The 18,859-nt window shown below is 43.5% G+C and carries 17 protein-coding genes; 12 read left to right on the top strand and 5 right to left on the bottom strand.

The genetic code is table 11. The features are described 5' to 3' along the window. The first annotated feature begins 143 nt into the window (after window positions 1-143). Together yycI and C161_RS18200 are read left to right on the top strand one after the other, a co-directional pair. On the top strand, window positions 144-887 hold the full coding sequence (yycI, locus tag C161_RS18205; protein ID WP_036612041.1) for a two-component system regulatory protein YycI: 744 nt from the start codon (window positions 144-146) through the stop codon (window positions 885-887). Between the two features lie 6 nt (window positions 888-893). Continuing rightward, entirely contained in the window at window positions 894-1,700 is an 807-nt protein-coding gene (locus C161_RS18200; protein WP_036671861.1) for an MBL fold metallo-hydrolase, read from the top strand. Here the strand turns inward: C161_RS18200 and C161_RS18195 are convergent. Continuing rightward, window positions 1,669-1,881, bottom strand: a complete 213-nt coding sequence (locus C161_RS18195) for a hypothetical protein (RefSeq protein WP_036611899.1) — start codon at window positions 1,879-1,881, stop codon at window positions 1,669-1,671. The two genes, C161_RS18200 and C161_RS18195, sit on opposite strands and share 32 nt — an antisense overlap. 717 nt (window positions 1,882-2,598) lie before the next feature. On the opposite strand from C161_RS18195, the gene C161_RS18190 reads away from it, so the two are divergent. The 7 genes from C161_RS18190 to C161_RS18170 all read left to right on the top strand — a co-directional run bounded on the left by C161_RS18190 (window position 2,599) and on the right by C161_RS18170 (window position 9,552). Then, complete coding sequence (locus C161_RS18190) at window positions 2,599-3,876, top strand: S1C family serine protease (protein WP_036671859.1); 1,278 nt, start codon at window positions 2,599-2,601, stop codon at window positions 3,874-3,876. Between the two features lie 300 nt (window positions 3,877-4,176). Next, a complete protein-coding gene (locus C161_RS33045) occupies window positions 4,177-4,701 on the top strand; it encodes a hypothetical protein (protein ID WP_051449799.1) in 525 nt (174 codons plus the stop codon). Window positions 4,702-5,075: 374 nt separating this feature from the next. After that, window positions 5,076-6,047 carry an MBL fold metallo-hydrolase gene (locus C161_RS18180; RefSeq protein WP_036671858.1) on the top strand — a complete coding sequence of 324 codons (972 nt, stop codon included), beginning with the start codon at window positions 5,076-5,078 and terminating at the stop codon, window positions 6,045-6,047. Window positions 6,048-6,253: 206 nt separating this feature from the next. Next, window positions 6,254-6,421 (top strand): CxxH/CxxC protein, encoded by a 168-nt coding sequence (locus C161_RS32030; protein ID WP_017691462.1) that lies wholly within the window; start codon window positions 6,254-6,256, stop codon window positions 6,419-6,421. Window positions 6,422-6,712: 291 nt separating this feature from the next. After that, complete coding sequence (locus C161_RS33350) at window positions 6,713-6,844, top strand: hypothetical protein (RefSeq protein WP_268745230.1); 132 nt, start codon at window positions 6,713-6,715, stop codon at window positions 6,842-6,844. Window positions 6,845-7,101: 257 nt separating this feature from the next. Next, the gene (rlmH, locus tag C161_RS18175) at window positions 7,102-7,581 is read left to right on the top strand and encodes a 23S rRNA (pseudouridine(1915)-N(3))-methyltransferase RlmH (RefSeq protein ID WP_017691463.1); all 480 of its coding nucleotides are present in this window, start codon (window positions 7,102-7,104) and stop codon (window positions 7,579-7,581) included. A 417-nt stretch (window positions 7,582-7,998) separates the two neighbouring features. Beyond that, window positions 7,999-9,552: a hypothetical protein gene (locus tag C161_RS18170; RefSeq protein ID WP_156946133.1), complete on the top strand. Its 1,554-nt coding sequence runs from the start codon at window positions 7,999-8,001 to the stop codon at window positions 9,550-9,552. A 235-nt stretch (window positions 9,553-9,787) separates the two neighbouring features. Here C161_RS18170 and C161_RS18165 read toward each other — a convergent pair whose 3' ends face one another. After that, on the bottom strand, window positions 9,788-11,812 hold the full coding sequence (locus tag C161_RS18165; RefSeq protein ID WP_036671854.1) for a right-handed parallel beta-helix repeat-containing protein: 2,025 nt from the start codon (window positions 11,810-11,812) through the stop codon (window positions 9,788-9,790). 275 nt (window positions 11,813-12,087) lie between these two features. On the opposite strand from C161_RS18165, the gene C161_RS18160 reads away from it, so the two are divergent. Beyond that, on the top strand, window positions 12,088-13,173 hold the full coding sequence (locus C161_RS18160; protein ID WP_036671853.1) for a 5-methyltetrahydropteroyltriglutamate--homocysteine S-methyltransferase: 1,086 nt from the start codon (window positions 12,088-12,090) through the stop codon (window positions 13,171-13,173). Between the two features lie 28 nt (window positions 13,174-13,201). Continuing rightward, a complete protein-coding gene (locus tag C161_RS18155; protein ID WP_036671851.1) occupies window positions 13,202-14,692 on the top strand; it encodes an aldehyde dehydrogenase family protein in 1,491 nt (496 codons plus the stop codon). A 222-nt stretch (window positions 14,693-14,914) separates the two neighbouring features. Here C161_RS18155 and C161_RS18150 read toward each other — a convergent pair whose 3' ends face one another. Then, window positions 14,915-15,367 (bottom strand): HEAT repeat domain-containing protein, encoded by a 453-nt coding sequence (locus tag C161_RS18150; protein WP_036671849.1) that lies wholly within the window; start codon window positions 15,365-15,367, stop codon window positions 14,915-14,917. A 91-nt stretch (window positions 15,368-15,458) separates the two neighbouring features. Further along, on the bottom strand, window positions 15,459-16,433 hold the full coding sequence (locus C161_RS18145; protein ID WP_036671848.1) for a YndJ family transporter: 975 nt from the start codon (window positions 16,431-16,433) through the stop codon (window positions 15,459-15,461). A 213-nt stretch (window positions 16,434-16,646) separates the two neighbouring features. Between C161_RS18145 and C161_RS18140 the strand changes: the two genes are divergently transcribed. After that, complete coding sequence (locus C161_RS18140) at window positions 16,647-17,315, top strand: DNA alkylation repair protein (protein WP_036671847.1); 669 nt, start codon at window positions 16,647-16,649, stop codon at window positions 17,313-17,315. A gap of 396 nt (window positions 17,316-17,711) precedes the next feature. Here C161_RS18140 and C161_RS18135 read toward each other — a convergent pair whose 3' ends face one another. Beyond that, window positions 17,712-18,752 carry a hypothetical protein gene (locus tag C161_RS18135; protein WP_051449798.1) on the bottom strand — a complete coding sequence of 347 codons (1,041 nt, stop codon included), beginning with the start codon at window positions 18,750-18,752 and terminating at the stop codon, window positions 17,712-17,714. Between the last annotated feature and the right edge of the window lie 107 nt (window positions 18,753-18,859).

The following is an 18,859-nucleotide window of genomic DNA, read 5'->3' as shown; positions in this document are numbered from 1 at the left end:
CGAACTCTCCGCTTCTTCAGGTTATTTCTGCCCTCTCCGTTATCGTATAGCTTTAAGTTCAAAGGCTATAAACGGCCAGTTACGGTGGAAGGTGTAGGCAACTTGAGAAAGTATTGCAAGCAGCTAAGTTAGGGGGGAACGTTTTGGATTGGGGACGGGCGAAAAATGTGTTGATCTATGCCTTTCTGCTGCTCAATCTGGTGCTGGGATACCAGATCTGGATGGATGCGCGAGAGACGGCCGGAGCCAATCTGGACTTCACCTCACTGGCAGATAATACACAGCAGGCGATGGAAGAGAAGGGCATTCAGGTGCTGGCTCCGATTCCAAATGAAACGCCAAAGCTGCCGAAGTTGTCCTATGAGTTCATTGAAGAGGACAAGGCTGGCGTGGATATGGAACTGGAACAGCCTGTAGATAGCAAGTTAATCTTCTCTCAAAGTGAGCTGGAAGATGCATTAGAGCGTGAGATTCCACAGATCGGGACATACCGGCTGGATCAGCTGATGGCCGAGGATGGGGCTTTTGTGCTTCACCCACTGGTCGATGGCAAATGGCCGCTCTTCAATGTGAGTCTGGAGCTATTCTACAGCGATCAGAAAATAACGGGTTACCGTCAGACTCCAGTGCGGATTACGACCGCAGAGGAGAGCGATCAGCAGGTGCTTCCGGCGTCGAAGGCGCTGGGAACGCTGATCGAGAACTTTTTGCCAAATGATGCAATTGTCAAAGATATTCAGCTGGGCTATTACGGCCAGTTGTTCAATTCAGATATACAGGTAGCGATGCCGGCATGGCGGTTCGTGCTGGAAAGTGGCGAAGTGTTGTACGTGCAGGGCATCAGTGGGGATGTATTCAGTCCCAAGACAGACAAACCAGGGGAGTAATGCGTTATGGGGATATATTTTACCGTGTTATCCAGCGGTTCGACAGGTAATGCCACAGTCATACAGCATGGGGGTACCTCTCTCATGATTGACGCGGGTCTTAGTGCGAAGCGATTGGATGCACTGTTTCAGGAAAGGGAGATTTCTGGGGCAGAACTGGACGGGATTCTGGTTACACATGAACATTCCGATCACATTAAAGGACTAGGCGCGATGTCTCGGAAATATAATTTACCAATCTACGCGAATCTGAATACGTGGGCGGCACTGGAGAAGTCGGTTGGGGCGATTCCAGAGGAAAACCGGAGGGTATTTGAGACAGGTGAAAAGCATGATTTTGGGTCACTGCGCGTGGAATCCTTCGGGATCTCGCATGATGCGGCTGAGCCGGTAGGTTACACATTCGATGATGGTACGGAGAAGCTGTCTGTTGCAACCGATCTTGGGTACATGAGCGACAAGGTTCGCGATGCGATTTCCGATTCTGACGTGCTGGTGCTGGAGGCGAATCATGATGTCGAATTGCTGCGTATGGGGCGTTATCCATGGAACACCAAGCGCCGGATTTTGAGCGACATTGGGCATTTGTCGAACGAAGCGGCAGGGGCAGCGCTTAGTGAACTGATGAACGGACGCATCAAGCGCACGTATTTGGCACATCTTAGCCGAGATCATAATATGATGGACTTGGCAAAAATGTCGGTGCGCGACGCGATGGAGAGCCGTGGATGCTTTTATCGGGACCATGAGTTCAAACTCTGTGATACGTATTACGACCGTCCTACGCCATGGGATAGGGTGGGTGAGCCATAAAGCTGTCCAGTTCGGCGGCTTTGCGCTCGACTTCCTCGCGGGTTAGGATGCCTTTATCAATAAGCAGTTCAATGATGGTGCTGAGTGCAAGGGTATTGCGATAGTGTTCTTCCTTGAGATCGGCCAGCTTGGCCGCCATATGAACTTCATCCATGGCTGTGAGTGTACGTGTGCGATCCATATATATCCTCCTCTATGAAGCTTCGAATTGTCTTTTACTATTATTGTAGTCAGGCTTGATGGAAAACATTCCTCTTTTTGCCGCTAACATTTGTGTGATGAGACGTGTATGCTGAACCTGTGACTATGCAGGGGTGAAAAAGTTCTTCAAATTTGCCAAAATGGCGCTTAGCGGACCGGATTTTGTGGTGATAGATACTATGGACCTTTATTGTTAAGCGCGTTATAGCGGAAATTTGCTTTAATTTTCGTAAATATGCAACTTTTTGTGATTTGACGTGTTTAGTATATGAGGAGCATTGTGATTTTGGCTGTTTTGCGTGTGAAATGGCATGTCATAGAATGCGAGAGCATGATTGATAGAGTCACTGACAGAATGGCGTGTCCGTTCTGTTGTACATAGACGCTGTATCTTGATTTGATGCCGGGATGCGGCGATATGCAAGACCATTTTATAAAAATGCAAAAAAGCATGGGGAACCGTTGGAGTATTCACGTAACGAAGACGACAGAAGAAACCTGAAGAAACAAAGTGTTCGCCTTTAGTAACAAATTTTCACCTTGGAAGAGGGGATCAAAAAAATTTGTGAGTAACAGCGATCGGAAGGTTCGTCTGTTGGCGGAGTGGTGTAACGTAAGAACACCATCGTTGAACCATGCGACAACTTAGGCGGCAGTCAGGGTCTTGATGCGTGACAACGAAGGGGAGAGGATCACGATGGGATTGTTTGGAGACGATTTTTATTCAACCAAAGTATCAAGACGCGCCGAACCTGAACAGAAAGGCAAACTTCAGATCATCCGCCCTGGAGGCAGAGCACGTGGACGTGACCGCTGGAGCAATCCGCGCAGATCGCGTACGGGAATCAGCTCCACAGTGAAAGTAGCTGTGATTAGCTCGGTGATCAGCTCCATCGTGACCGTCCTGCTGTTTAGCTTCATCACACAGCCCGCTTCGTTACCGCTGGCTAATGCTACGGGTAATGGTGGTGGAGGCGGTGCACAGACAGCGCAGGCAGCTGATCCATACGACCGGATTATCCAAGCGGCAGCACACGTTCGTCCTTCCGTGGTGAGTATTGTGAACCATAAAACGGGTAGCAGTCTGTCGATGGAAGATTCGGCGCTGGGCTCAGGGGTCATTTTCAAGAAGGAAGATGGCAAGGCATATATTATGACCAACCACCACGTTGTGGAGGGTGCGAGTGATCTGGAGATTGTGACCGTAGATGGGGAGACACATAAGGCAAAGCTGGTCGGTAAAGACCGTGTAAGTGACATTGCTGTATTATCCGCAGAAGATAAAGGGCTGGGAGCAGTCGCGGAGATCGGTGATTCCAGCAAACTTCAGCGCGGTCAAACGGTGCTGGCAATCGGGAACCCGCTCGGTCTGGGCGGTACGCTGACATCCGGTATTGTCAGTTACACGGATCGTATTCTGCCTGTATCGATTAATCAGGACGGAGTGTACGACTGGGAGCAAAACGTAATCCAGACGGATGCGGCGATTAATGAAGGTAATAGCGGCGGTGCATTGGTCGATTTGAACGGCAAAGTGGTCGGCATCAACACGATGAAGATCTCGGATACGGGCGTTGAAGGTCTTGGCTTCGCGATTCCGATGAACGAAGTGATGAAAACAGTAGATTCCCTGCTACTAAACGGCAAAGTATCTCGTCCATACCTGGGCGTGTACACGGTAGATCTGAGCAACCCTTATGCACCACTGGATGACGAGCAGCGTAAAGATCTGAAGCTGCCATCTCATGTGGACAGCGGTGTGGTTGTGCTGGAAGCATCCGGTCCGGCATCCGAAGCAGGTATGAAGCTGAATGACGTCATTACGGAATTTGACGGGCAAAAAATTACCTCCACGCTGGACCTGCGGAAATATCTGTACGATCAGAAGAAGATTGGGGATACGATTGAAGTGACCTTCTACCGGGATGGCAAAGTGGAGAAAGTATCGGTGAAGCTGACGGATAAACCGGAGTAAGGGAAGATCAACGAGCGAGCCCACACTGTTGCGTGGATTGAAATAGGGAATGCTAGAAGAGTGATCAGATCAACTGACCACTCTTTTTTAGTTATTATGGGTGGATGTGCTCGTTCGACAGTAAATGAGTAGATTAACCATTTTTATATTCTCATGATCAGTTAGACCCGGAGCCAAAGGAGCAGATACATAAGACTAGGGCTGTGGTAAACTGTTGTCAATATGTTGGAGACGGTCGCTGATGCAATAACATCTGTTTGTCGATCATATTTTTATTTCAGAATGGAAGGGGTATTTTTGATGAAACATTTGAAGAAAAAGATGCTTGGGGGAACGAGTTTGGCGCTGTCGCTGTTTGTGCTGTCGGCCTGTGGGTCTGAGGTAGCTACGACAGGAGCATCTGTAGATACAAGTGCTCTGCAAGAGAAGATTGCAGGGCTTGAGAAGAAACTGGTGGAGCAGGGAGCCAAGAGCGTTGAGCAGGAGCAAAAGATCGCAGCACTTGAGACCAAGTTGAATGAGTTGAGTACAAGTGTGATTGCGGTAGGTGAGGCTGGTGGTCAAACGCCTGTAACATCGGGAAACAACGGATCGGCTGGGAAAGGCGATGGGGTGCTGATTACCTTTGCCCAGTATGAGAAGCTTGAGGTTGGCATGTCGGTGGGAGATGTCATCGAGATCCTCGGTGGTGAAGGTGAAGCATTGAGTGAAGCGGAGAATATGGTGGTTTACAACTATAAAGGCACAGCCGGCAATGGTGCCAATGCGGTTATTGCTTTTCAAGGCGGGAAGCTGTTGACGAAGGCGCAGTCGGGATTGAAGTAATATTAGTATTGGACATTAAGAGTCCGAATCTTTGGAATAAAGCGTATTACAGGGTTAGGGGAAGTTAAATGGGGGACCAATCAGAAAATTCTGGTTGGTCTTTTTGTTGTTTTTATAAAGTCTGTGAGTAGCAGAGAAATAATTAGATATAGATTTTTCTGATAATAACTTGACATACGCATTTAGTTGTAACTATAATCATTACATCATGTAAGTTGTAACTATAGTAGTTACATATAATGATTTGAAGGGGGATTCAGTCGAAGCAATTGTACAACCAGACTATAGGATGGTTTAAAAAATCAACGGAATTGGCTGCTAGATGCATTGATATGGATGAATGGCAGCGACATAAAGAGAGGGAGATCAATTAAATGTTTATTAAAAAATCATCAATGGGCGTTATGCTTGTTCTATGTTTCATGTTAATTCTGAGTGCTTGTGCGGGTACAGCAAGTAAAACCGAAAATGCGGAAGACTCTTCATCCAATGCTGCTAGTGCTGGAAATACAAAGAGCGAGGAAACAAACACACCAGCGGTGGAGCTGAAAGTGACTATCTATAATCCTGGGGAAAACAGCATTTTTGGCGTTTCATCAAATCTGATTGAAGGTCCAACTGAAGTCGTGCTCGTTGATGCGCAGTTCCAAAAGAATGATGCCGAGCAATTGGTCAAAATGATTAAAGATTCGGGTAAAAAACTGACCACCGTATATATCAGCCACAAGGACCCGGACTATTACTTCGGTCTATCGGTAATTCGTGAGGCGTTCCCTGATGCAAAAATCGTTGCGACTCCAGCAACGGTGGAAGGAATCAAGGAAACAATTCAAGTGAAGAATGACTATTGGAATCCGATTCTGAAAGAAAATGCACCAACTGCACAGATTGTTCCGAACGTCCTTGACGGTGCTCAATTGACCGTAGATGGGGAAACCGTAGAGATTATCGGTCTAGATGGTTCCGATCCGTCCCATACGTTCCTGTGGATTCCTTCCATTAAGACTGTTCTTGGTGGTGTTCCTGTCTACGAAAATTCGCACGTTTGGATTGCAGATAACCAAACGCCAGAGAGCCGTGACTATTGGCGCCAATTGCTAGACCAAATTATTGCATTGAATCCAGAGCGAGTGATTCCAGGTCATTACCTGGGTACCAGTGCCGGGAATATATCGAGTGTTACATTCACTCGTGATTATATTGCTAAATTTGAAGCAGAGGCAGAGACAGCCAAAGATTCTAAAGAACTGATTGCAGCCATGGAAAAAGCATATCCGGACTTTACGAATACAGGCGATCTGGAGACGAGCACTCAGGTAATTAAAGGCGAAATTTCTTGGCCTTAAGTAGAACGATGGACTTCTAGAAACGGTATAAGTAAAAGGCAAACATCCTTATCCTGTTAAGTGGGAGGGATGTTTTTGCTGTCATTAGGCGTGTAGGGGTTTCTTTTCGGCGGCAGGTGTGATAGAACTGAGAAGTGGCTATCCTGTAATGGGATACGCGGTTGTGAATCGGGAACATAGCTGGTTACAGAAAGGATGCTTAACGGATGTACGTTGTATGCAAAGAACACGTGGACATTGCCATCGACATGTTTGTCGATGAGTATGAGGACGCTCCAGATATCGTTGATCTGAAGGAGACGGAATTTGCCGACTGGGACCCGCCTGCGAAATGCGCCGAGTGCGAACAGCACGCGGAATTCCTCGTCGTTTAGCGTACTGTAGGATTTAGACGGCCGGAGGCGTGACTTAAGGTGGCGCTTCGGGCTGACTTTCCATCCGGTATGAACATCACAGCAAGAAGCCAAGGAGAGCGTGATGAGCGCTCTTTTTGTCTTTGTGTGGGGAGTTGGTGTGGTTAGTAGGTAGCGTGGAACTGCGGCGAAGGTCGTAGGGGGTGACGTGGGAGTAGGCGAGAGTAAGAGAAGATTAAGGTAGGTAGGTGCAGAGTTCCGAGTTGGGAGTGGGCTAGGTTGTAGTAAAGGTGCAAGTTGTAGGTAATAGAAATGGAAGCCGCTGAGGCATGGGGGAAAGTGCAGTTGGGTAACAGCGATGTGGGTAGTGACGTGGGTGTAGACTGGCCGAGTAGCTCTAACGAACTCGAGACGCCTTATATGAGGCAAACACCGCCTGGTTGAAATCTAACGAATCGTAGACACGTTATATTGCTGAAATGGCCTCGAAAGTGGTGGGGAGTGCTCGGTTGGTGCGGAATAGCGTGTTTCAGATTCGTTAGATTTTAAAGGAGCCGAAATGGGGCTGAATAAGGTGTGTAGGATTCGTTAGAATTTGGAGAAATGTGTAGTATAGGTACAATACAGTTGGAACGAAGGATGCGATGAAGCATCTTACTTATAGAATATCTCGCAAGACAATTTAGGAGGAATGAATTTTCATGTTTATTCAGATTATTGGCGTAGGCAAATTGAAGGAAAAATATTTGACGCTGGGCATTCAGGAATATGCCAAGCGGCTCGCCCCGTACATCAAGTTTCAGATGATCGAGGTCGCAGACGAAAAGGCGCCCGATACCCTGAGCGAAGCTGAGGTTCGGGCGGTGAAAGAGCGCGAGGGCGAACGTATCCTCGCGCATGTGAAGAGCGAGGCGCATGTTGTCGCGCTCGCGTTGGATGGCCAGCTCTGGAGTTCCGAGGAGCTGGCATTGGAGATCGACAAGCTGGGCACGTATGGGACGAGCCATGTCGTGTTTGTCATCGGAGGAAGCCACGGGCTCTCCGATGAGGTGTTGCGCCGCGCGAAGCAGCGCTTGAGCTTCGGGCGCATGACCCTGCCGCATCAGTTAATGCGGCTGGTGCTGGTGGAGCAGATTTATCGCGCTGTGAAGATAAATCGGGGGGAACCGTACCACAAATAACGGCATGTTTTTTGTTGGGGAACTGCGTAAAAGACGTGGAGAAAGATTAGCATGGCAAGGGTTTACCCTAAGTCAGTTTCTGTGAAAAGCCTACTAAAAAGGCGATATGCTGTCAGTTGAGGGCATGGATATGTCTGTGACTTATTCCTATTTGAATATCCAGATAACGATAGTGTACGGAGCGGGAGTTGCCATCAGGGGGAGAGATTTAAACTAGTTAAGGACACAGAAGGTAAGGAGTCCTTTTTAAAATTTACACCGATTTTTTAGAAATGTATCGCCCTAGTATTATTATTTAAAATATAATAAGGTCAGTGTTACATTTCTTGAGAACGGTGGCGATTAGTTATTAAACCAAATTATGCGGGTATCTGTGTTGAGTTGCTTAAGACTATGGGGCCTATGTTGGGAAGCGAGTTGCAAGAACAACTCATTTATAAAACCAATGTCAAACCAAATAACGCTAGACAAATCTTATTAAGGTTACGTAATGAAAAGGTAGTATTAACAACGGAACCAGTGAAATTTGCTAGAAATCAATTACTTTATTTTCTTCCGAAACAAAATTTAAAGGATAAATTAAAGGGTGTAATTCCAGACCATGGACAAACATTTCACCGATTATATCAAGCGCTTATTGAACAACAAGGTTTTCTGCATATAAGTGAATTCGCAAAGATTTGTGCTGGTGTTGTTAACACAAAGGAAAAGGAGAAACTAGCATTAAAGCAAAAGGATGTATATCAAATTATTGATGAATTATTAAGGTTACAAATTATAGAACCTATACTCGACCATGGCTCAGAACGCTTTATAGTTGCGAAAAAAGAATGGGTTCCTACAGTAAAGCTTGATGAGAACAACATTCAAAAGAGACTAAAAGATTTATCCTTTTCTAATGATTTTACTGAAAGTTTGTTAAAGTGGTTAGAGAGAATGAATTTAGCAGGCACCAATAGTACTCACCTATTTACACAATTTGATAGAGATCATTTTAACGGATTTTATTGGAATGCAATAGGATACTCCTATCTATGGGGATTGTATAAAGCAAATGAAATAGATCCTTTTAATCCTTCACTTGAGAAAACCCCTTCATCAATAGTAATAGAGTCAGTTTTGCACAGAGTGATGAATAAGTATGATGTTGCAGGGTTTATTGCACGTGTCAGTGTTTTATACGGAAGGCTTAGAGTAAAGGATAATTATAGAATAATACCTATATGCTTTGTTCAAAGTATTGAATCAGATGCTCTTCAACTGGCTAGACAAAGAGGAATAATGGTTATCTCAATTTCTGAGGTTTTCGGAACAAAAATTGCTGAGGCAATTAAAATGGTTAGAGAATTGGATCCGCGTAAAATTGATCCAGAGGCATTAGCGGCTGTTCTTGCAGCATCAGATGCCAGTGGTCATGATGGGAAATTTGGCTCACTAAAAGGATATGTTTTTAACTTTATAGTTGCTTCAATGTTTAACAATCAAGGTTACACTTCAAAAATTGGGTGGAAGTATGAAGCATTGAATAAGAAATGTGAATGCGACGTTGTGATATCAGTGGATGATGAATATCTTCTGGTTTGTGAAGCAAAAGGATACAACGAAGGGACTCAAATACAACTTGGAGAGTCTGAGAATGATTCAGATACAGTTAAAAAGTTTTTTGAAAAAACTTGTAGAATCGTTGAAGCTGCGACTGGGAAAAAGGTTTTTCCTGTTTTTATAACATCAGGTGAATTCTCACCACAAGCGCTAGAATATATGGAGGAATTTGGGAAAAGAAAAGCCATATCGAAGTTTTTAAAGATGAGAAATTTCCCTACCAGTGTATATCTTGATCGCAAAGGATTGATGGATTTTTTTGGAAATTCACAAATATATACTGAACATAAAAAGATACTGAAGGAGTTTTTTAGAGATCATAAAAAGGAGAAAATAAACGGAAACAAAGGAGAAGAAGTGGTTTATTAAATAATTGAAAGGAGCCTTCCTGGGTTAGGAGGGCTCTTAAACTTGCCGTTACAGACGCCGCGGTGAACCGTACCACAAGTAACAGCGGAATACTTTTGATAAAATAGAGATCACCCGAAAGAATATAGATTACGGTTTACCAATTAAATCCTCTATCCCAATTAGCGGAGCGAAGTATAGGCTTTACACACAAAGAAGATCCAATCACCTAAAGTGACTGGACCCTCAATAACAACTAAATCTCAAACTCAACACTACCATTTTCGGTTAATTCAAAAGGACCAGCTGTGACATCTGCATCGGGTCTCTTTGATCCGAAAAAATCAGAGTCAAAATGATATGGAGTGCTGTCCGGCTCCTCAAACTTCATGTTGGCGTGATAAGTCTTTCCAAGCAGATCCGTGGTAACTAACATTGCAGTGGTTTCCCGAAGCAATTCGGGTTCATGGATCTGAATGTGCACCTCACCTAGCGCAGGATTGATCTCAATTTTTACGCCCTTCTGTGCAACTATCTTCGCTTGGGATTCGTGACGGCTTGGAACCGCATCGTTAAGAAATACATTGCCACCCATAGCCACCGGAAGAACGGCATTGCCTATAAAGAAATCCTTCGCGGCATCGCCAAGCTCCATAAGCTCTTCTTTGGTGTATTCCCACCATTTCTTATCTTTCACATCAGGATGTTGATCGTAGCCGCCAAGTCCCACAGCATGCAGATAACATATGGAATTGTCCGGAACCCCGTCCATGACCGTCTTCCCGTCCGCTCCAACTTCATCCCTTGGTTTAAGGGGAAGATGCTCAAAAAAGGTGATAGGAACAGGCTCTTTATTCGCATCGTTATCACCCAAGAAGATATTGTTGTAGTACCTGTCATCGCCTCCAGTGATATTGGAGTATCCCGCCATGGCCGTCTCGTGTGGGAAGTGATATGGCGTAATACGAGTAATTTCGGAACGAACGACAAATCGGCCTGCAAACAAATTATGAGCAAACGCCCCGCCCTGAGCCATATTTCTGAAATTCATCGGAGAGAGAAATAGATTGTGATCGACCATATACGGACCATGGCAAACCTCAACGAAGAGATCTTCCGAGAGGTTATCAAAAAATACATTACGGCTGATGCGCGTCCCCTGTGCCTGCCAGTCCAGCCAAAGCGCGCGGTAACAGCTATACATTATATTTTCGCTAATCTGAGTATCCAGGGAAGCGTGTAGCTTAATTCCCGCTACTTCAGCACCATGTCTGAGTCGTTTGTGGTGAATATTATAAATGCGGTTCTGATAAATGTGGCTGAAGGCTGCTCCCATATGACCCACAATACCTGCCTGTTCACAATCATGAATTACATTACCTCGAACAATGTGACTGCCGATGTTATCCTTATGCCAGCCGGAGCGTAATGCTCGTAAAATAACCTCCTGCTCGCGTTGAGTACCACCTTTACTATGCTTCTCCAAAGACTTGGTGTGCCCTGTGCCGATTTCGGTACCCAGGCTAATACCAACGCATTTGGATTCACTGATTATATTGTTTTCAATAATCCAGCCCTTGCTCCAGTGAGGTCCAATCAAACCTTCCTGGTAGTCTGTAGGTGGCGCCCATTGGGGGGAGGCCTGACGCAGAGTAAAACCGCTTACGGTGATGTAGTTAATTCCCGGTTTCTCAGGCCAGAAGCAATAAGGACGTACATTAATTTCTACATTTTCCTTACAAGGATCTTTTCCACCAAAGTTGGCCCAGATTTTGGTTGTCGTAGAACCAACCTCGGCATACCATTTTAACAATGAATCCTTGGGATACTTGGCTTCGGGCCAAACTTCAGGGTTGTGAACGCTTTCAACACTATTGCACTCATATAATGATTTGCCATTCAAATAGACATCGCCGAGATGAACCGGGAAAGGCCCGTCAAACAACCAGTCTCCACTGAGCTCTACCTCATAGGGATTGCGAATGGAAAAGAGGGAATTGAGCACTTCTGTGCTCCAAACATGGTCTCCTTCAGAATTCCAGTTGGTAATCCGCTCAGCTCCTGTAATCACTACTTCTCCGTCTCCTGCGGATCGATATACGATTCTATGCTCCGCTGTTCCCCCATTAGCCGGGTTAACCCACTCTCTGTATACTCCCGCATGAACAATAACGGTATCACCAGCCATGGCATGAGCCGCAGCGCGTGATATGGTACGAAGGGGTTGATCCGCTGTTCCTTTTCCTTGATCATTCCCATGTATCGATACATGATATTCCATAACAACTCTCCTTCTATTTTAAAATGTTTGTTGTATCCCGTTATTATACTAGAAAATAATTATAATGGCAGAGATAGGAAGGTATATGTTAGCCTGAATTGATATTGATAAAGTTAAAACCACATCCACTACCCTATGAAGTTGTGGGTTTTTGCGTATTAAAGTCTTCTAGCTATTGTTAAAAGCTATGACTAGCCATGCTTTTTTCATATAACAAGCATTCCTTTTCATCATGCTATACTCATTAGAATAAAAAGTTAGAAGGAGAAATAGTTATGATACCATTTCGTAATGATCATGTAGGTAGCTTTCTACGTCCTGCAGATTTAAGTCAGGCACGTGAACAATATAAATCAGGCAACATCACATATGAGGAATTAAGAGCTGTGGAAGATAAAGAGATTATTCGAATTATTGATAAGCAAAAAGAAAATGGCGTATTGGCAGTTACGGATGGTGAATTCCGCAGAAGCTGGTGGCATTTTGATTTTCTGGGCGGCTTGGATGGCGTAGAGTTGTATGAGCAAATAGACGGACCGAAATTCCATAATATGCAAACGCGCAAGGGTGGGATTCGTGTTGTTGGTAAAGTTGATTTCTCGAGTCATCCCTTTGTTCAGGATTTTGAGTTTTTGAAAAAGCATGCAGGTGACGCTGTGGCGAAACAGACGATTCCAAGTCCTAACATGCTTCTATACCGATTGGAAAATGACGCTAATATCTATACGGACCGAGAGCAATTCCTTCAGGATACGATTGCGGCGTATCAAAAAGCAATTCAAGCTTTCTATGATGCGGGGTGCCGATACCTGCAATTAGATGATACTGCTTGGGCGGACCTATTCTCAGAAGCTGGTCACGATAAGCTACGTGCTAAAGGTCTGGAACCGGCAGAAGAGTTGAAAACGATGCAGCGAATGATTAACGAAACATTGGCTCATAAACCGGCGGATTTAGTTGTGACGATGCATATTTGTCGTGGTAACTATAAATCGAACTATTTCTCAACGGGTGGTTATGATTACGCTTCTGAAGTTATCTTTGGAGGCTTAAACGTAGATGGATTATTTTTAGAATTTGATGATGAGCGTTCAGGTGGTTTCGAGCCATTAAAATATGTGAATCGAAAAGATTTGAAAATCGTGCTTGGTTTACTCACATCAAAAACAGGCGAATTAGAGGATAAAGAGCACATTAAAGCTCGGATTGCAGAGGCGGCAACCTATGTACCACTTGAGCAACTTTGTTTGAGCCCGCAATGTGGCTTTTCATCTACAGAAGAAGGCAACATTTTAACGGAAGAACAACAATGGCGTAAACTTCGTTATGTGAAGGAAATTGCAGAAGAAGTTTGGAATTAATCCATCTAAATAACGGAGGGGATGTAAAATGACGACGCAAGCAGACCAAGAGACAATTATAGTTGAAGCGTTCATTAATGGTCAAAATGTAAAATCCCTTTCGCAGTTAGCAAAAGAGAATCCGACAAACCCATCCGAGATCGTAGGCTATTTCCCTGTCACTACGAAAGAACAAGCCGTGGAAGCTATTGAAGCGGCAGCAGTGGCTTTTAAAACCTGGAAGCAGACCACCATTGATGAACGCATTATTATGATGCGCAAGGCGATCGAGAAGATTAGAGCAGCTGAGAATGAAATTGTGCATTTGCTGTCCAGAGAGCATGGCAAGCCCTTGTATGATGCACACGGTGAAATTTATGTTTCGTTAATGTGGATGGAGTTTGCTTGTAATGAAGCCAAATCGGCTCTACAGGAAGAGATCAAAGAGCATGAGAATGGTAAAACGATTCTTTCCTATGATCCCATTGGTGTGGTGGCAGCGATTAGTCCATGGAACTATCCCATTGCTTTATCTACGATTAAGATCGCTCCTGCCTTACTTGCGGGCAACACGATTGTGCTTAAACCAAGCCCATATGCGCCACTGGCGGCAGCGAAGGTGGCAGAGATTATTGCGAGTGAGTTCCCGGCTGGTGTAATCAATGTCGTTCATGGTGATGCGGATGTAGGCGTTGAACTGACTAGTAATCCTCATGTTACGAAGATCGCCTTTACAGGTGGAACGGAAACAGCTAAGCATATTATGAAAGCAGCTTCGGAAACGATTAAAGATATGACGCTTGAGCTTGGTGGTAATGATGCGGCTATCTTCTTGGAAAGCTTTGATGTTCATGATGAGCGAGCCATGCGCCGGATTGTCATTTCTAATTTCTTGACAGCAGGCCAGATCTGTATGATCGCCAAACGTGTGTATGTGCACCGTTCTATTTATGATGAGTTTGTGGAAAAATATATAGAGGCGGCAAATCGCTGGATTCGAATTGGTGATCCATTTGATTCAAATACGACAGTAGGTCCGGTTAATAACCTGAAGCAGAAAAATGTCGTGCTTGGTTTGGTTGAAGATGCGCAAAAGCATGGGGCTAAGGTCATCCCTCTCGGTCAAATTCTGGATCAGAAGCTGTTTAACCAAGGTTACTACCTACAACCTACGCTTGTTTTGGGTTGCGATGTTCATGATCCGATTGTAGTAGAGGAACAGTTTGGCCCTACGGTTCCGATTCTTCCATTTGACGATGAAGAGCAGGTTATTCATCTACACAATGAAAGCATATATGGATTGACGAGTTCTGTGTGGGGCAAAGAAGAGGATGCCATCTCCGTCGCACGCCAACTCGAAGCGGGAACGACCATGATCAATACAGCTGCTGTGCAGGGTCTCGACGTTCGGTTCCCTTTCGGTGGCTTCAAGCAATCTGGTATTGGCCGTGAATACGGCGCCGAAGGTATTCGCACTTATACAGAAAAGCATGTCATCAACGTTCCGAAGACACTGGATCTTCCTTATATACCAGAGTAAATGGTATAGAGGTTGTTCAAAAAGGCTCTAACTTTGCGCTTTGTTTACTGATTTTTAAGAATCAGTAGACAGGGCGTTTTTTTGTCAGATCAGTTTGACAGTGGTGACTTTTTTAGAGAGAAAATACCCCCACATCTGATGGAGGTGACGCTGAAGAAATAAAGAAGCCACTCCATTATTTTGAAGTGGCTTTGTACTCAGTTATTATACGGTGAACGGCGGTTATCTTCTACCTAGTGTCTCCCAAATGCCATGGAGCCAGGAGTCGAATTCAGCATCTTTGTCGCCCTCGTAAGTATCATAGATATCCAGACGTGTCTTTTGCAGTTTTTCCTTGAATTGCTCGAATGTGTGACCTTCAGGAAGGCTTTTTTTAATCCGTAGCAAAATTTTGTTAGTACCTTTAAACAGCTCACCTTTGTTTTTGGCAGGCATCTGTACATCTTCATCCAACTGCTTGAGCTTGTGATATGCGGCTTCGCGCACTTGAAACACTTGATCATTTTTCAAAACATGCTGAAGCAACTTAATGGTAGGGGCTGTGTCCCAGTTCCCCAATTCGTTCACCGCATTCAGTCTTTCTCTCCAGCTTGACGTCCGGTTAGCCGCTCGTTTGAGCTCTTCAAAGTTCTCCGGTAGTTCGTTAACTGCTCCAATATCATGGTTGTTCGTCAAAATTCAATCTCCTTAATCATCGCCATCTCGGCAGAATGATGAATGTTATTTATGTGATCACTATTATAGCACGAACCTGACCAAACTACTCCTATGAAGCCGATTGGTTAGCCTTTTCCTTAATGAAGTCCACCATATACACCCAACCAATCAGTCCGCATAAAACAAAACCAAACGCATGCAAAGATCCATAAATGGGAATAAAATCTAGTATGGTTAAGGAGTACATATTTTTCAGTAACGGATAGAAGATGGAAATGACAACAACCGTGTAAAAGGCTAGACAAGAAAGGCCTAAGAAAAAGGCTGCCTTAATATCCAAAGCATTTTTCCTCAAGTAAGTAAGGAGATAAGCGGTGTAAACCACAATATTACAGGCGAACAAAGTGACACCAATGTATTCAATTGGCTTGGAGAAAATCATACCAATAGCAATCAAGATTGGTCCGATGATATCGATGGCAACGACCCAAGGATACCAGCTTTTCTTCGTCATGATGCGTCCCAGTGCACCAATAAAAATCGGAACGATCGCAGATGAGAAATGGAAGTGGAGCGAGCTTAACGCGTGCGTTGAAGGATTAGCTTGGAACAGGTTCAATTGATATTGATATAAGGTAAACCAAATGCCCCCGATAAAAAAATAAACGAGCCCCGCACCAATCGCTATTTCAGCTGCTTTTCCTTTAGAGATTACAATCGTGGTCAAGCCATAGATGCCAAGCAGCAGTGTGAACAGTAGCCATCCAAGAGACAGAATCCCTGGGATTTCCGTACTTGCTAACCCCCACATCTTATTACTCATTACCGAGGCCAGGGTAAGAAGCGCAGCGGGAAATTGAAGCCATTTCATAGCAGCATAAATCATTTGTTGATGTTTATTCTTTTCATCATGGTTCAAAAGTAAAATCACAAGAGGTACAATGACAAAAGCCGCAAAAAGCAGAAATTTTTCAACAAGTTCGAATTGGAAGTAATCAAGGGAAAATATCAGAATGGTTATGATTCCACCGGGAAACACTGGTGCTAATAATGATTTCATTCGTTGTTTCAAGGAACTATCCATGGGGCTTCCTTTCTAACTACGTTTATCGTAATAACTGTCTGCATCCAGTTGTGTAGCGTCTTTAATATAGATCGGCAATTCTTCTTTAAGTAGTCTAACACATTTATTTGTCAATATATGAAAATAAGCTTATCTTACTGCGGTTGATGGAGTCATGGGAAATAGCTCTACCGCTCTTCAAAGACTTTCGCCATAAAGGAGCTGTGGTATCAAATGAATAAGGACAAAAGTTTAGAAATGAAATACTCTTCAAAAGCAGAGGACATTCTACAGCAGATCAATAGTAAAACTAAGCTAGGCGAATTACGAAAAATCGCAAAGGATATTAAAAAAGATCACGAACTAGCTATGGAACTTTGGTCGACCGAAGCGTTTTTGCCCAGACTATTAGCTATCTTAATTATGGACAAAAAACTTCTTTCACAAGAAGTGCTTAATAAGTTTGATAAGGATATGCAGACTCACACTTTTGATGAGCGAAATAACTTAATGGATTGGTTAATGGCTAATCAGCTCACCAAAGACAAGAAGACCATTGCATTGATGGAGTCATGGGAAAATAGCCCTTCTGCTCTTCAAAGGCGAGCTTTTTGGTATTATCAAGCGCGATTGAGATGGACTGGACAAACGCCTCCTGATAACACCGAAGACTTACTATCTGCAATTGAAGCTAATATTACGCAGGAAGAGCCGACAGTCCAGTGGGCTATGAATTTCATTGCAGGTTGGATAGGCATTTATGATCAAAAGTATCGTGCACGTTGTATTAAACTTGGTGAGAATACAGGGCTTTATAAAGATGAAATGGTATCAAAGGGTTGTACTCCTAATTATTTGCCAGAGTTCATTGCAATTGAAGTTAACAAACGAAATAAGAATTAGTTATCCCTGAAAAGTTCAATTAAGATGAATTAATTTTGGCGGATCAACCGCTTGGACTTTGAGATAAGTGGTAGTAAAGGGGATTGTGTAGAGAGATTATCGGAGTCTAACAGTTTATGTTGAGCGCATGATTGTCCTCCAGGACGGCGTAAATAGGAATCGATACGTACTATACAATAATTAACAGCACGAACAACATCTCAACGTTTTATGGCATTCGCTGATTTAGCGTCTTCTGCAAAAAAAACGAATAAGAGGTCAATCCACTCTCCTAAATATGATGGTGATCGATCTTTTTTGAATGCATACTTCTATCATCTAAACCAACATGAATTGGTGAGTAAGATAAAAAGGCAGAGAGACTTATAATTAGTCTCCCTGCTTTTCAGTTTGTATTTATTTTGATACTGGGGTGTATTCATTTACTTCAAATGTAATGATTTTATCGAAGATGATATAGTCTTTCCTACTATTGAATTGTCCAATGTTATTTTGAAGTTTATTGATTGCAAACATGATAGGTCCGGTACCAGATGCTTTTTCTTCATACCACTTAATGAAGGCATTTACATCCGTCATAGAGAGATCGTACTCTTTTTCTAAGCCAGTATTAAAGGTGATTTTAAAGATTGCTCTTTCTATCGCTATTTGAGCTTGTGGCGTAGCAGAAACTTGGTTAGAAGGTGCGCTATCCCCATCTTCATTAGCGGCTGTAATCTCGTAATAGTATGTAGTTCCATTGATAACATCAATATCTGTGTACGTAGTTGAAGTTACAGTTGCAATCGTTTCAAATGGGCCACCAGAAGTGAGTGAGCGTTTGACGTTATATGTAACTGCATTACTGACTGAAGTCCACTTAAGATCAACCTTAGCGACCTGAGCTTGTGCACTCAGAGTTGGAGAAGCGATACCTTGATTAATCAAATAACCGGTTTGATCAATATCAATAGCATCTAAAACCCAACGTTTTGTATCAGTGGATTTTATTTGAACAGTATGTTTACCAGATTTTAAATTTTCCACACCGAACACGAGAGCCTTATTAACTGGTGTTGCTGTTCCAGAAGAATTAGCTGGAGAATAATCGACTCCATCAATTGTAACAATCAATTTCGTTGTGTAATCCTGATACATTGTACCAATAATTCTTAATTGAGTACCATAAAATGTGAATGTTACAGATTGAGAAGAATCCGTAGGGTTATTTGGGATGAAATGCAACGTATTACCAAAAAAATTAGGGCCGGTTTCTTCCTTCCACTGACCGCCATTATACGAAATTTTTTTGTCAGCATCGTCTATTCTTTGCCATCCCGACTCAGCAACCGATAATTGCTGACCAACTGTTGCGGCCGATACACTTGAAACGAAAAGTGACGAAACTAAAATAAATAGCGCTATGAAACCTAATGTAACCTTTATTTCCTTAAACATTGAGATACCTCCAAAACTAGTGATTTATTAATAGATGTATAATATCTTGTGTAGAAAATATTGTCTAAACATAACATGGAATATTATGTAAATTTTGATTGTTGTGA

It is taken from the genome of Paenibacillus sp. FSL R5-192, from assembly GCF_000517845.1.
Lineage (GTDB): Bacteria > Bacillota > Bacilli > Paenibacillales > Paenibacillaceae > Paenibacillus > Paenibacillus amylolyticus.
The sequence above is the reverse complement of the archived record's forward strand: the minus strand, read 5'-3'. Positions and strand labels throughout refer to the sequence as shown.